Source organism: Geodermatophilus sp. SYSU D00684, from assembly GCF_054050455.1.
Genome location: NZ_JBJGZI010000018.1, coordinates 80,012 through 93,702, shown reverse-complemented (window position 1 = coordinate 93,702; position 13,691 = coordinate 80,012). Strand labels below are relative to the sequence as shown.

Below are 13,691 nucleotides of genomic sequence, written 5' to 3'. Positions count from 1 at the left end.
CCCCCCCCCCCCCCCCCCCCCCCCCCCCCCCCCCCCCCCCCCGCCTCCCGGCAGGCCGCGGTCCCGGATCCCAGCCGGGAGGACCCGCACGACTTCCTCCGCACGCTCCCGGTCGACGTCCTCTTTCGTGAGTGGCGCGACGTGACGGCGCCCCTGTCGGGCGGCCTGGACCCCGGGGACCGCGACCGGTGGCGGGGCGTCCTCATCGCCGAGTTGCAGCGGCGGGACCCGGCCGGGACCAGCCGGTGGCTGTCGGAGGACCCGGACGTGCCGCCCGACGACTTCGTCCGCGGGCCGGAGGACGGGACCACCTGAGCAGAGGTCCCTCACTCAGACGTCGACCGGCCGAGCGAGTGACAGGGAGGTTCGTCGCAGGAGCGATTGCGGGTCACTCCCCCAGTGCGGTGACCAGCGTGAGCAGCCCCGCGTACAGCACCAGCCCGGTGAGGAACCAGGGGTAACTGGACCGTCCCGACGCCGGCAGTTCCTCCTTGAAGACGTTGAGCAGGATGGAGCCCCCGAGCAACGCGGTCAGCACCGCGACGACCAGGGTGCTCGTGGGCGCGAAGAAGGCGTCCAGGAGCCACCCGGCGATGAGGGCGCCGGCGAGGACCGGCCGGCCGGTGTGCGGAAAGCGCCGGGGGTAGTGCTCCTCGAGCGAGCGGTCGGTGAGGACGAAGTGCAGACCCATCGCGACGGTGAACAAGAGCGCGAAGACCAGCCCCGTCCGCAGCCGCAGCGCCATGGTGTAGGTGATGAGGGCGTTGTAGACGGTGAACGCCCCGACGTGCAGCCAGTAGACGCCGGCGGGCTCGTCCGTCCGCATCCGCTGCCCGTTCGGCGTGCGCGACGGGGCGGGCGCCCGCCGGTCGGCCAGCCGCTGCAGGCCGTAGAAGGCCGCGAAGCCACCGAGCGCCACCAGGAAGATCCCCAGGTCGACCAGGGGCGTCGGGGCGACGACGTCGTCGAGCGCCTCCCCGATCGCCTGGTTCCCCTCGGCGATCTCCGGCAGCAGGTGCAGGAAGACGTAGGCCACGGCGAGCCCGCCGGCGAACGAGGCGGTCGCCCGCTCCGGGACGAGCGGCAGCCGTCTGACGTGCGGTGCGGACAGGTGCAGCCCGGCCAGGAGGGCCGCCAGGACGAGCGCCCCGACGACGCTCTGGGTGGTCGTCAGCGCGACGTCCATCACCGTGCCTGACCGGCGTCACAGGCCGTCACGCCGGGCGACGGGGCGGCGGCGGGCGTCGGGACCCGCCCGCCGCGGTACCGGACGCTGGTCATGGTCCCTCTCGTGTCACAGGCGTCGTCGACGGCGAGAGGACTGCCCACCACACGACCGGCCGTGTCGGGCTCGGCCGCTTCGTCACACGGTCGCAAAGCCGCTGACCGGTTGCTCGGGCCGCCACGGCGACGCGCGTCCCGCGCCCCGGCGGTGCCGGGGAGACCCGGTGGCTGTGCGCAAGGCCACGGGCGGTGGTCACGCAGCCGTCACATCCGGGGCCCGCGCAGCGCAGCCGTGTGACATCCCGCTGACGACGTCCACGACCGCGGTTGCGCTCCCCACCCGGGGGCCACGGTGGGGACGCCGGTCCGGTGTTCCCCCTGTCACCGGGCCGGCCCGCACAGGACGACCACCGGAGGCGATCGTGGTGCTGCCCGTCAACCGCCCTCATCCCGGCCGCCGCGCCGGATCCCGTTCCCGCGCTCCCGCGCCCGGCCGGCGAGCCGGGTGCCTCCTCGCCGGCCTGCTCGTGGCGTCGACGTTGGCGGCGTGCGGTGGCAGCGACGACGACGGCGTGCCGTCCCTCGCCTGGTACACCAACCCGGATTCCGGTGGGCAGGCCGAGATCGCACGCCGGTGCACCGAAACGGCCGACGGTGCCTACGAGATCCGCACCGCCCGGCTGCCGCGGGACGCCAACGCCCAGCGCGAGCAGCTGGTCCGCCGCCTCGCCGCCGAGGACGACGCCATCGACCTCATGAGTCTCGACCCTCCGTACATCCCGGAGTTCGCCCAGGCCGGTTTCCTCGCCGACATCCCCGACGACGTCGAGCAGCGGGTCACCGAGGGCGTCGTCGAGAGCGCCGTCGAGGGCTCCACCTGGGACGGTGAGCTGGTCGCGGTCCCCTTCTGGGCCAACACCCAGCTGCTGTGGTATCGGAAGTCCGTCGCCGAGGCCGCCGGCCTGGACATGTCCCGCCCGGTGACCTGGGACCAGGTCGTCGATGCCGCTCAGCGCACCGGCACGGACATCGGCGCCCAGGGCGCCCGCGCGGAGTCCCTGACTGTGTGGCTCAACGCGCTCGTCGAGTCGGCCGGCGGCTCGATCATCACGCAGCACGCCGACGACCCCGGGGGCATCGAACTGGGACTGACCTCCGACGCGGCGGTGCGGGCGGCCGAGGTGATGAAGACGGTCGCCACCTCCGGCGTCGCCGGCCCGGCGTTCTCCAACGAGAACGAGGACGCCTCGGCGAGCGCCTTCGAGGGACCGAACGGCGGCTTCATGGTCAACTGGCCGTTCGTCTGGCCCCGCGCCCTGTCCGCGGTCGACGCCAGCAGACTCGACCCCTCGGTCCCCGCCGACTACGGCTGGACGCTGTATCCCCGGGTGAACGCCGACGATCCCGCCCGCCCGCCGTACGGCGGCATCAACCTGGGCGTGAGCGCCTTCAGCCGCCATCCCGAGCTCGCCCTGGCCGCCGCCGAGTGCATCGTCTCCGACCAGAACCAGGCCTACTACTTCACCACCAACGGCAACCCGGCCTCCTCCATCGCGGTCTACGACGACCCCCAGGTCATCGAGGCGTTCCCGCAGGCGCCGCTGATCCGGGAGTCGCTCCGGCAGGCGGCACCGAGACCCCAGACCGCCTACTACAACGAGGTCTCCTTCGGCATCCAGCGCACCTACCACCCGCCGGAGGCGATCGTCCCCGGAGTCACCGGCGAGCAGGCGGCTGCGCTCATCCAGGCGGTCCTGGCCGGGGAGCAGTTGCTCTGACGCCCGAGGTGCTCCGACGGACGGTGCGCCGTCCGCCGCACCCGTGCCTGCCACAGGCCGACACGGATCAGCCATCCGTGTCGTCGTCGTCGTCCAGGCCACCGGTGCCCGGATCGATGCCGTCCGGGTCCTCCTCGCCTCCGTCCACCGGATCCCGGTCGGCCGACGAGTCGGCTTCCTCGCTCGGCACCGCGTCCCCGGGCGGGTCCCCCGCCGAGCTCCCGGAGCAACCCGTCACTCCCAGTCCGACCGCGAGCACCACTCCGGCCAGGATCCTCCGCGTCCTGCGCACGTCCACGCCTCCCTCTCTGCGACTGAGCGACGAGGGCGCTCTGCCCGGCAGCGAGGTGGTCATGCCGGGCCGGGCGCAGGCGACATCGCTTCGTCACCTCCGACCTCGCCGCCCGTCCGCGACGCGGCAGCAGAAGCTCGCGACGGTGCGCCGCTGGTGCCCACGACGACACCGGGAGGCGTGTGTCAGGTCCGTGACAACCCGACCACCTGCGGATGCGGCCCCGCGCGCGCGGACACGTGTCGGGGTGCACACCCGAGCCGGGACCCCCGGCGCGCTGAGAGGACCCGCCATGCACACCGTCCGATCCCGCGGACCGTGTTCCACCCGCCTCACCCTGGCCGTCGCGGCAACCACCCTCACCGTGGGACTGGCCGCCTGCGGCACCGACACTGCCGGCGCGGGAGCCGGCCCCGACGTCGCAGACGTGCCGCTCATCGAGGAGCCCTACATCGGCCCCTACGACGCGTCCTTCGCGGCCGAAATGGACACCCGCGTCGGTCAGGTGGTCAGCCTGTCCGCCGACGTCGCCCAGGTGCTCACCCCGGAGGCGTTCACCATCGCCGCTGCCGACGACCCCACCGTCGAGGAGCTGCTGGTCGTGGGCGCCACAGGGGACACCGCGCTCTCCCCCGAGAAGACCGTCGAGGTCACCGGCACCGTCCAGGAGTCCTTCACCGTCCGCGAGGCGGAGGCGGAACTCGGGGCTGACCTGGACGATGCTCTGTTCGCGGAGTGGGAGCAGGAGCCCTATCTGATCGCCGACAGCGTCGAGGTCCCGGGAAACGCCCAGGGCTGAGACCCGCCGGGGCCGGACTGCTACTGGCCGCCGCCGTCCTCGTCGTCGCAACCGTCACCACCCGCGGCACCCAGCCGGCCGGCCCCGCCACCGATGAGCCCGGACGTCCGCCGCCTCACGGCCGGGTACCTGCCCGATCTGCACGTGACCGACCGAGGAGCACCGATGGACCACTCCCTGCACGACGGGCGCCCGGCCGGCGCCGCCCTGACCCGACTGGCCGTGTCCGCCACCCTGCACTGCCTCACCGGCTGCGCGATCGGCGAGGTCCTCGGCATGGTCGTCGGGACCGCGTTGGGTTGGTCGGACGTGCAGACGATCGTGCTCGCCGTCGCGCTGGCGTTCGCGTTCGGCTACGCGTTCACCATCGGGCCGGTGATGCGCTCGGGGTTGGCACTGCGCGCGGCGATCCCCGTCGCGCTCGCCGCCGACACCGTCTCCATCACCGTCATGGAGATCGTCGACAACGCGGTCATGCTGCTGGTGCCCGGCGCGATGGACGCCGGCCTGGACAGCCCGCTGTTCTGGGGCGCACTGGCCTTCGCACTCGCCGTCGCCTTCGTCGTGACCGTGCCGGTCAACCGCTGGCTGATCGGCCGCGGGAAGGGACACGCCGTCGTGCACCGGTACCACGGCGGAGGGCACGGGTCTGCCGAGCAGCAGCCGACCGGCGAGCAGGTACACGGGCACGACCGCCACTGAGCCCGCCGGCCCACGGTGTCCGCAAGCGGCGTGCGCCCGGACTCGGTCGCCGTACGTTCGGCGGCCCACCGGGAGGTCGAGGGGCCGCAACTCCCCAGCTCCCGGCCGTGGAGCCGACGAGTTGCACCGAGGTGACGGTCGCGTGACATCCCCGCCGCTTCCCGCGTCCGGCGGTCCGGACGGGGCAGCAGATGACGGCACCCACCCGACCACCGGTCCCGACCCTCGAGAGGAGTCGTCATGCCGGCGCCTGCCGCGCCCCAGCCCGCACACCGCCTTCCCGAGCGGACCACCCGCGGTGACCGCTCCGGGACGAACCCACAGCACCGAACCGGCACTGCCCGGTGGCGGTCCCCGGACGAGCCCGTGCTGGATCCCGCGACCGACCGGACCAGGCACTCGACCCGTGTCCGCGGATGGGTCCTCGCCGCCGGCTCCGCGCTCGCCGTCGCCGGGTGCGGGGGCATCGACGACGAGGCGCCGCTCGAGGATCCGGGACCGGAGGTGGAGGGGGGCGCCATCGGGCCCGACCTCCGGATCGGCGAGGACCTGACCCTCGCCCAGGTGCAGCTCGAGTACCCGCTGGATGGCCTGTACGAGGAGGGTGAGGACGCCCGCCTGTTCTTCGCGATCACGAACTCCGGGGGGCAGGCCGCCTCGCTGGTCGACGTCAGCGGACCGGACTTCGGCGGTGTGCGTGTCGAAGGCACCGGCGGGTCCGGTCTCCCGTTCCGCATCGACGCGAACGACAACCTCTACGTCGGCGCCGAGGGTCCCCCGGACGTGACCCTGCTCGACCTCGACCGGTCCCTCCGCTCATCACAGTCCATCCCCGTCACCTTCACCTTTGCCGAGGCCGGCGAGGTCACCATCGAGGTCCCGGTGTCCGCCGAGGAACAGGACCCGACTCCCCCCTACGACTTCCCCAGCGAGGAGTCCGACCAGGACCCCACCGAGGACGGCGCGGCAACGACCACGTCCGCCGAGGCGTCCTGACCGACGCCGCAAGAGCTCGACGTCGAACTGCCGCGCCGTGTGGTGCCGCAACCGGGCCTGCGCCGGTCAGGTGACCGTCCACAACACCCCAGGAGGAGGCTCCGATGTCCGAGTCCCCGTCCGACCGCATCGTGCACATCGACAACCGCCTGCGCGCCCTCCACTCAGTCGTGGAGGACGCGCGGACGGAACTGGACGAGGTCCGACGTCGCCAGGCCGAGCTCGCCGACATGGAGGCGGCACTACTCGCGACGATCGACGCCCGGTGCCGCCGCCTGGACGACCTGCTCGACGAGCGGCTACGAGCAGGTGCTGATGTCCGGGAAGGTGACCGGACTGGCTCCGGTGCTGCGCGGACACCAGTTCAGGATGTCCGACGGACACCGCTGCCGCGCTGCGCAGGCACTCGGCCAGGAGTGGTGGACATGAGCGCCGTCGACCTGCGGGACTCCGGGGACGACCGGCACGGCTGACCTCTCGGAGCGCCCAGCCCCGCCCACGGCGCCGCCCGGTCCGGGGACCGTCAAGCAGCCGGCTGGGCGAACCGGGGCCGCAGCAGCACCATCGGGATGACCAGCGCCGCGTTGGCAGCGAACATGAGGGGCAGTCCGCGGGCTTCCGCGTAGCCGCCGAGCAGAGGGAGTCCGGCCACCGCGCCGAGGGCCAGGGCGCACAGCGCGGCGCTGAAACCGGTCGCGGGTCGTTCCGGGAAGACCTCGCCGGACCAGATCACCAGCAGTGCGGAGAGGACCATGAAGCTCGAGCCGAAGAGCACCGCGGAGGTTGCCATCAGCGGCCAGGACGGCGGTAGGACCAGCAGCGCGGAGGCCAGGCCGAGAGCGATCGAGGTGGTGACGAGCGTTCGCCGCAGTCCGCCGGTGGCCACCAGGTAGCCGGTGGCGGTGCCCACGATCCCACTGCCGCCGACGAGCACCCAGAACACCGGTGCCGCGACATCCGGTAGGTCCGCTGCACTCGCGATGCGGTCGACGGCGTAGGTCCAGTACACGGTGCTGGTGAGACCGAACCCAGCGCTGCCGAGGAGGAGGGGGGCGCTGCCGACGCACCACAGCCAGCGCCACGGCGCTGTGCCCGCCGATGGGTCCGTGCGTTGCGGGTCGGGTCCGCCGGGCAGCAGCAGCACGTTCCAGACCGCCGATCCCAGGGCGAGGACGGCGAAGCCGGCCCACGCCAGGCGCCAGGCGGAACCCTCGTCGGTCAGCCAGGCCGTCGGGGCGGAGACGAGCACGCCGAACGTCGTCCCAGACGTGATCACCGAGAGCGTGCGGTGCCGCCGGTCCCGTGGCACCCGCCGGGCGACGGCGTCGGAGAAGGGCGCCCAGCACCACCCCGGGCTCGTCGCGGCGACGCAGACCCCGATCGCGAGCACCACCGTGTTCGGCGCCGCGGCGACCAGGGCCGTCCCCAGGGTCGCCGCCGACGTGCCGATCAGGACGGGCAGGCGCGGCCCTGTCCGGGCGACCACCGCTCCGGTGGCCAGCAACGCCAGCAGGTAGCCGGCATACCCGCCGGCGGCGAGCAGTCCCGCAGCGTGTGTGGACAGGCCGAAGGTCTCTCGGAACTGCGGCAGGAAGAGTCCGTACCCGTACCGGGCGAAGGCGAAGGACACCGCGATCGCCGTGAGACCGGCCGCCGCCAGATGACCGGGAGATGCCGCGATCCGTACGCCCGGATGTCCCCGCACCATCGGTGACAGTCTCCTTCACCGGTGCACGGGCCGACGCGTCGCCCGGCGGACCCGGTCGCTCCCACGATTCGACATGTCGGCGATCGAGGGCTGCCCACGAGTGGCAGTGGGACGGCCGGTCGGACCGGAGCACCCTCGCCAGGTGTCCCCGCCGTGGCCATCGCCGGTGAGCGCGCAGGAGCGGGACGGCGACCACGGGGATCCGCCCCGTCCCGTGGTCGGTCAGCACCTCCTGGCCGAGGACGGAGGGGCCCGCAGCGCCCGCCCGCCGGAGGCGAGGTGACCGGCCCCTCAGCGAGCGTGGCCTCCGCGTCAGCCGAGCGAGGCGGTCATGGTGACGGCGTCCTCGGTGACCGTCTCGCAGGCGAGGGTCAGCGGCCCGGCCGAGACGCTCTCGCCCTGACCACACGTGAGCTCCTGCTCCCCGACCCGGAAGGTCGCCTGCCCGTTCTCGACACCGCCGAGCACGACAGGAACCCCGAGGATCTGGGCCGACGCGCCGTCCCCGGACAAGCTCACCGAGCACGAGCTCCCCGAGCACTGCACGTCGGCGTCGGTCCCGTCGGTCGCCCCGGCGGTCTCCTCCGGCCCGTCGGCGCCGGCGGTGTCCTCCGGCCCGGCCGTCTCGGTGCTCCCGCCCGTCTCCTCCGCGGGCGCGCTCTCCGTCGCGGTGGCGTCAGGCGTCGGGGCGGCGTCCTCGGATCCCGACGAGTCCCCGCAGGCGGCCATCGGCACCAGCAGCAGGGCACCGGCGAGCAGCCCCGAGGAGAGCCGCCTGCGTCGCGTCGTCCTGGTCTCCATGCTCCGACGGTAGGAGCGGGGACCGCGGTGCCCCGCCCGGACGGCGGAAGCGTCATGGCTCTGTAACGCACGGCCCCGAGCGCCACGTCCGGTTCACGACCCGAGGCGGACGGCGGCGCCGAAGGTGCGGACGGCCAGCCCCGCCGGCCCCACCTCCACCGCCTCGAGGACCTGCGCCAACGGCAACGGATCCAGGGGGATGCGCACGGTGAACCGCTGGGTGACGAGGAGCTCCGACAGCCCCTCCAGCGGCTCGGCGGGCTCCAGCCGGACCGGCCGCAGGACCAGCGCAGCGCCCTCGGCCCCCACGTCGACCAGCGCGGACACGGTGCGGTCCTCGCCGAGCACGTCGACCGTCCCGCTGACCTGCAGTCGACCGTCCTCCGCGGCCTCGACATCGAGGCGTCGCCCGGTGAAGCCCAGATAGCGGGCCAGGTCGTCGTGGGTCAGCAAGGCCGCCTCGGACGCCCGCGCCACGTGGACCCGGGCGGTGTTGCCGTCCAGGAGGTCGTGGAAGGAGAGGTACACGCCCTCGAGGTCGGCCGTGTAGTCCTCCACGCGCAGCGGCCCGGACGACAGCGCGCCGACGCCGATCTCGACGTGGTCGTAGCGCCCGCGCAGCGCCTGGAGCAGGACCGGGCCGCCCTGCACGCGCACGGTCGGCCGCTCGAGGACACCGGTCTGCTCCTGCACCGCGCGGGCCAGCACCGACTCAGCTCCCCAGCGGGCCAGCCCGTCGGCGGCCCACAGCAACAGGCAGGTGCCCAGCACGACGGTGACTGCCAGCCCGGCGGTCCGCCGGCGACCTCCCGTCCCCGAGGGCGCCGGGTGCGGGCTGGTGGCGCCGGCCCGCCGCGGGCCGCCGGTCACTCCGCCCGCCCGCGGGACCCGACCGGTGCCGGGGGCTCGTCGGTGCGCCGACGCGCGGCCTCCTCCTCCAGCAGCCCGGCCTGCGCCTGTGCGTCGGTCCGGGCAGCCGTGGTGCGGATGCGCCGGCCGGGCCACCCCGCGGTGCGGCCGAGCAGTGTCAGGACCGCGGGGGTGAGCACCGGGCGGATGAGGAAGGTGTCGATGAGCAGGCCCACCGCCATCGTGAACGCCACCTGGCGGAAGGTGCTCAGCGGGATGATCGCGACCATGGCGAACGTCGCGGCGAGGATCATCCCCGCGGCGCTGATCGCCCGTGCCGTGGCCGGCATGGCGACCGCGATCGCCTGGGCGAGTGGGCAGCGTGCCGCCTGGTCCCAGATGGCCCCGACGGCGAACACGTTGTAGTCCGAGCCCAGCGCCAGCAGCAGCACGGCCGTGGCGAAGGGGACGTAGAAGGTGAGCCCGGGCTGGCCGAGCAGGACCTGGAAGACCAGGACCGTGAGGCCGAGCGCAGCGGCGACCCCCAGCACGCTCAGGGCCAGCAGCGCGACCGGCGCGATCAGGGAGCGGAGGAACAGCGCCAGGACCAGCAGCTCCACGGCCAGGACGGCGACCGCCGTGCGCTCCAGGTTCTCGCGGGTGACGGCCGCCAGCTCGGCGGCGATGGCGGTCTGGCCGGTGATCCCCACGGTGACGCCCTCGACACCGGCCTCGGTGAGCAGGGAGTCCACCCGGTCCTGCAGCCGTTGCAGGTCGGCGATGGCGGTGGCGGACAGCGGGTCGCTGTCGAGGACCACCACGAAGCGCGCGGCGGCGCCGTCCTGCGAGAACACGACGCCGTACTCGGCGGGCAGCGGGTTCTGCGCCGGGCCGAGCACTTCGGCGACGCCCGGCAGGGCAGCCAACCCCGCCTGGAACCGGCCGAGCGCCTCGCGCTGCCCGGCCACCCCCTCTCCCTCCACGATCACCTCCGTCGGCGCCACGACGCCGCGGACCCCCGCCTCGTCGAGGACCTCGGCTCCGCGCGCCACCGGGTCGTCGTCGGGCAGCCCGCTGGTGAAGGAGACCCCCAGGCGCAGGTGGGAGAGGGGTATCGCGGCGGGGACGAGCACGGCCAGCCCCAGGACGAGCGCGACCAGCGCACCCCTTCGACCGGCGACCTGCCGGGCCAGCCACCGCGTCCCTCGGCCGCCGCTGTGCTCGAGCGCCCGGCCACCGGCGATCCGCGAGGGCGCGAACAGCCCGGCGCCGAGAACGGCCAGCAGGGCCGGGACGAGGGTCAGGGACACCAGCAGCCCCACCACCACCGTCAGCGACAGCGCCGGGCCGAAGGCCCGGAACAGGTCGAAGTCGGCGGCCAGCAGGGCCGCCGTGCCGGCCGCCACGGTCACGCCGGCGACCGCCACGATCGGGCCCTCGGTGAGGACGACGCGTCGGGCCGCCTCGTGCCGGTGCAGCCCCCGGTCGAGGTGCCGGCGGAAGCCGGAGAAGAACAGCACGCAGTAGTCGGTGACCACCCCGATGAGCAGCGCCGCGGTCAGGGGCCGCAGCTGGTCGGGCAGCGCGAAGCCGAACGCCCCGGCCGCGGCAGCCAGCACGCGCACCGCGACGACGTACGCCAGGCCGGCGACGAGCAGGACGACCACCGGCGCGACGACGGATCGGAACGTCAGCCCGACGACGACGGCGATGAGGAGGAGGGTGGCCACCTCGAACACGTGCAGCCGGGCCTCAAGGTACTCCGCCTGCGCCACCCGGGCCGGGGTGAAGCCGGTGACGGAGGTCTGCACCGACGCCTGGTTGTGGAAGTGGCTCGCGTACTGACGCGCCAGGGCGGTGGCCTCCGACAGCGACGTCCCTCGGGTCACGTACAGGTAGGTCACCACGGTGCCGGGTGTCGACGTCGGGATCGGCACCGCCGCGACGATCTGCTCGCCGCTCGGGGACACGCCCCCCTGGAGGGAGGCCTGCGTGTGCGCCAGCGCCCACAGGGCGACGTCGGCGCGGGTGAGTGAGTCGAGCCCGGCCGGGTCGTGGACCACGACGGAGGTCTCGGAGAGAACCGGCACGCGGAAGAGCTCCAGGCTGCGCTCCTGGACGGCGACCGCCTCACTGTCCGGGGGCAGCAGCGCGCCGACGTCGTCACCGCTGGCGCCGCTCCCCGAGGACGGCAGCACGACCGCCGCCACGGCGACGGCGACCCAGCCCGAGACCACGATCCACCGCCCGGCCACCACGGTCGCCCGGAGGGCGTGTGCCACCGCGCGGACCGCCCGCCGGGCCCACCGGAGGACCGGCGGCCGCTGCCGTGGGGACACTCCCGCCTCCCGCCTCGTCATGAGCCGGGCGCGTACCGCTGTTCCGGCCGGGTACGACCGTCGTCCCCGGGACCGTCTGGTGGAGGGATCCCCATGGCCCAGACCCCGTCCGAGGGCCGGCGGGCCGAGCGACCAGGCCGTGCCTGGTCGGGATGGCTGGCCGCCGGGACCTTCGTCGTCGGGCTCCTCGTCGGCGCGCTCCTGGTGGGCCTGCTCGGGCAGGACCCACCCTCGGCCCCGGCAGCGCAGCCGGACCGGCCGGCGACGGCCGGACCGGCGACTCCGCCGGCGGAGACGACCGGCGGGGTGGACGAGACCCGGGTGAACGCAGCGTGCCTCCGGGCGATCAACGCCGCGCAGGACATCGCCGCGACCGTCGACGAGCTCGCCGCAGCCGCCGCAGCCCTCGACGCCGCCCGGCTCGACGAGGTCATCCGGAGGCTGCAGCCGCTGCAGCAGCGACTACGAGAGGACAGCGCTGACTGCGAGGTCAGCGAGCCGGCCTCCTCGTCTCGCCCGCCCGCGACGGCCACCCCGACCCCTACGGACTGACCGCCGGGGGCAGGGCGGCGTCGGGACTACGCCGCCCAGTCGACGCCGCCATGCCCGGTGCGGTCGCCGCGTGCGGCCCCGGAGCCCGTGCGGACCAGGCGCAAGTGGCTCCTCCGGGCGTTCGCCGGGGCGTCGTCGTCCGGGACGCCGAGCCTGCTCACCCCCACGGCGCCCGTGCCGAGGATCCCGGCGAGGGCGACGAGCGTCAGCCAGAAGAGGCCGGTGACGAGCGTGCCCACCAGCGCGGCGCCGAGGAACAACGCGAGGAGTGCGAGGACGGTTGCGACCATGCTGGGCTCCGGGAGATCGACGGCCGCCGGCCACGGGCGGGTCTGGCTCGTCGGCCGGTCGCGGTCGTGCTCGAGTCGGACCGTCCGCCCGGGTCCGGTGTGGTGCCGGACGTTCCCGGTGCCGACGACGTCGTCCCCCGGCGGACGCCGCCGGGCCCGGGTCCCTCCGGCAGGACCGCCGATTCCATGCGGACACCTCCGACGATGCCCGCCCGGTGTTGCGGTCGACACGCCACCCTCTTGCGATCCCATGACATCCGAGGGGACCGGTGCCGGAACGACGAGCCACCGCTCGCCGCGTCGGGCCGGTCACCGGCGTTCCCGACGGCTGCATGACACGGGCGAGACACCTCTGTGACGACTCGGTCCGGCACGCCGCAGCGCCTCCCGGAGCGCCCGACAGTGGGGGGACAGGGCAGACCTGTACCACCACGAGCGGAGAAGACCATGATCGGCACCGAGAGCATCGACCGCGTCTCCGGCCGGGACGTGTACGACCCGAGCGGCGAGAAGATCGGCGAGGCTTCCGAGGTCTACCTCGACAACGACACCGACCAGCCGGAGTGGCTGACCGTCCGCACCGGTCTGTTCGGCATCCGGGAGTCCTTCGTCCCGATCCGTGATGCCGCCCTGACCGGCGACGGCATCCGGGTGTCGGTGAGCAAGAGCACCGTGAAGGACGCTCCTCGGATCGACGCCAAGGGCTATCTGTCCCGCCAGGAGGAGGTGGATCTCTACCGCTACTACGGGATGGACCTCGGCGAGGCCGCCGGGCCGGCGCCCACGAGCGGGATGGCCGGGGACGAGACGCTCACCGACGAGGCGCTCACCGACGACGCGATCACCCGCTCCGAGGAACGCCTCGTCACGGGCACCCGAGCGGAGGAGGTCGGCCGGGTGCGGCTGCGCAAGTACGTCGTCACCGAGAACGTCACCGAGACGGTGCCCGTCTCCCATGAGGAGGTCCGGGTCCGACGGGAGCCGGTCACCGACGCCGACGCCCCCGACGGGCACGCCTTCGTCGAGGAGGAGCGGGAGGTCACCCTCCACGCCGAGCGGCCGGTCGTGGCGAAGGAGGCCGTGCCGGTCGAGCGGGTCAGCCTCGACACGGAGACCGTCACGGAGGAGGAGCAGGTCAGCGCGGACCTGCGCAGGGAGGAGATCGAGGTCGAGGGCCCCGCCACCACGGACGGGCGCCTCTGACCCCCGCCGCCGGCCGCCGCGCGGCCCCGCCCCTGGCGCCCGGCGCCGGGGGTCGGTTCTCAGCGGGACGCCAGGTGGAGCCGGACCAGGGGGATGTCGACCTCGCGGCCGGGCCCGGCCGCCGTGATGACCTCGGTGAGGGGGCGCAGGGCAGCACG

15 protein-coding genes are annotated in these 13,691 nt (G+C 74.1%); 8 read left to right on the top strand and 7 right to left on the bottom strand.

Annotation, left to right across the window (positions count from 1 at the left end):
* Window positions 1-141: 141 nt before the first annotated feature.
* Complete coding sequence (locus ACI79L_RS14690; RefSeq protein WP_456937510.1) at window positions 142-315, top strand: hypothetical protein; 174 nt, start codon at window positions 142-144, stop codon at window positions 313-315.
* Between the two features lie 73 nt (window positions 316-388).
* On the opposite strand, the gene ACI79L_RS14685 is transcribed toward ACI79L_RS14690, so the two are convergent.
* A complete protein-coding gene (locus ACI79L_RS14685) occupies window positions 389-1,186 on the bottom strand; it encodes a hypothetical protein (RefSeq protein ID WP_456937509.1) in 798 nt (265 codons plus the stop codon).
* Between the two features lie 565 nt (window positions 1,187-1,751).
* Between ACI79L_RS14685 and ACI79L_RS14680 the strand changes: the two genes are divergently transcribed.
* Entirely contained in the window at window positions 1,752-3,002 is a 1,251-nt protein-coding gene (locus ACI79L_RS14680; RefSeq protein WP_456937508.1) for an extracellular solute-binding protein, read from the top strand.
* Window positions 3,003-3,069: 67 nt separating this feature from the next.
* Here ACI79L_RS14680 and ACI79L_RS14675 read toward each other — a convergent pair whose 3' ends face one another.
* A complete protein-coding gene (locus ACI79L_RS14675) occupies window positions 3,070-3,264 on the bottom strand; it encodes a hypothetical protein (protein WP_456937507.1) in 195 nt (64 codons plus the stop codon).
* Window positions 3,265-3,658: 394 nt separating this feature from the next.
* Between ACI79L_RS14675 and ACI79L_RS14670 the strand changes: the two genes are divergently transcribed.
* The 4 genes from ACI79L_RS14670 to ACI79L_RS14655 all read left to right on the top strand — a co-directional run bounded on the left by ACI79L_RS14670 (window position 3,659) and on the right by ACI79L_RS14655 (window position 6,264).
* Window positions 3,659-4,093: a hypothetical protein gene (locus ACI79L_RS14670; protein ID WP_456937506.1), complete on the top strand. Its 435-nt coding sequence runs from the start codon at window positions 3,659-3,661 to the stop codon at window positions 4,091-4,093.
* Between the two features lie 165 nt (window positions 4,094-4,258).
* The gene (locus tag ACI79L_RS14665; RefSeq protein WP_456937505.1) at window positions 4,259-4,795 is read left to right on the top strand and encodes a DUF4396 domain-containing protein; all 537 of its coding nucleotides are present in this window, start codon (window positions 4,259-4,261) and stop codon (window positions 4,793-4,795) included.
* A 366-nt stretch (window positions 4,796-5,161) separates the two neighbouring features.
* Window positions 5,162-5,791, top strand: a complete 630-nt coding sequence (locus tag ACI79L_RS14660; RefSeq protein ID WP_456937504.1) for a hypothetical protein — start codon at window positions 5,162-5,164, stop codon at window positions 5,789-5,791.
* 104 nt (window positions 5,792-5,895) lie between these two features.
* Entirely contained in the window at window positions 5,896-6,264 is a 369-nt protein-coding gene (locus tag ACI79L_RS14655) for a hypothetical protein (protein WP_456937503.1), read from the top strand.
* Window positions 6,265-6,314: 50 nt separating this feature from the next.
* Here the strand turns inward: ACI79L_RS14655 and ACI79L_RS14650 are convergent, their stop codons facing one another.
* From ACI79L_RS14650 to ACI79L_RS14635, 4 genes are all read right to left on the bottom strand, one after another.
* Window positions 6,315-7,421 (bottom strand): MFS transporter, encoded by a 1,107-nt coding sequence (locus tag ACI79L_RS14650; protein WP_456937502.1) that lies wholly within the window; start codon window positions 7,419-7,421, stop codon window positions 6,315-6,317.
* A gap of 390 nt (window positions 7,422-7,811) precedes the next feature.
* Window positions 7,812-8,300, bottom strand: a complete 489-nt coding sequence (locus tag ACI79L_RS14645; protein WP_456937501.1) for a hypothetical protein — start codon at window positions 8,298-8,300, stop codon at window positions 7,812-7,814.
* Between the two features lie 93 nt (window positions 8,301-8,393).
* Entirely contained in the window at window positions 8,394-9,170 is a 777-nt protein-coding gene (locus tag ACI79L_RS14640) for an LmeA family phospholipid-binding protein (protein WP_456937500.1), read from the bottom strand.
* A complete protein-coding gene (locus ACI79L_RS14635; RefSeq protein ID WP_456937499.1) occupies window positions 9,167-11,431 on the bottom strand; it encodes an MMPL family transporter in 2,265 nt (754 codons plus the stop codon). Before ACI79L_RS14635 ends, ACI79L_RS14640 begins: the two co-directional genes overlap by 4 nt.
* 150 nt (window positions 11,432-11,581) lie before the next feature.
* On the opposite strand from ACI79L_RS14635, the gene ACI79L_RS14630 reads away from it, so the two are divergent.
* Complete coding sequence (locus ACI79L_RS14630; RefSeq protein ID WP_456937498.1) at window positions 11,582-12,040, top strand: hypothetical protein; 459 nt, start codon at window positions 11,582-11,584, stop codon at window positions 12,038-12,040.
* Between the two features lie 26 nt (window positions 12,041-12,066).
* On the opposite strand, the gene ACI79L_RS14625 is transcribed toward ACI79L_RS14630, so the two are convergent.
* On the bottom strand, window positions 12,067-12,330 hold the full coding sequence (locus ACI79L_RS14625; protein WP_456937497.1) for a hypothetical protein: 264 nt from the start codon (window positions 12,328-12,330) through the stop codon (window positions 12,067-12,069).
* 447 nt (window positions 12,331-12,777) lie between these two features.
* Between ACI79L_RS14625 and ACI79L_RS14620 the strand changes: the two genes are divergently transcribed.
* Window positions 12,778-13,533 (top strand): DUF2382 domain-containing protein, encoded by a 756-nt coding sequence (locus tag ACI79L_RS14620; protein ID WP_456937496.1) that lies wholly within the window; start codon window positions 12,778-12,780, stop codon window positions 13,531-13,533.
* Window positions 13,534-13,691 lie beyond the last annotated feature (158 nt).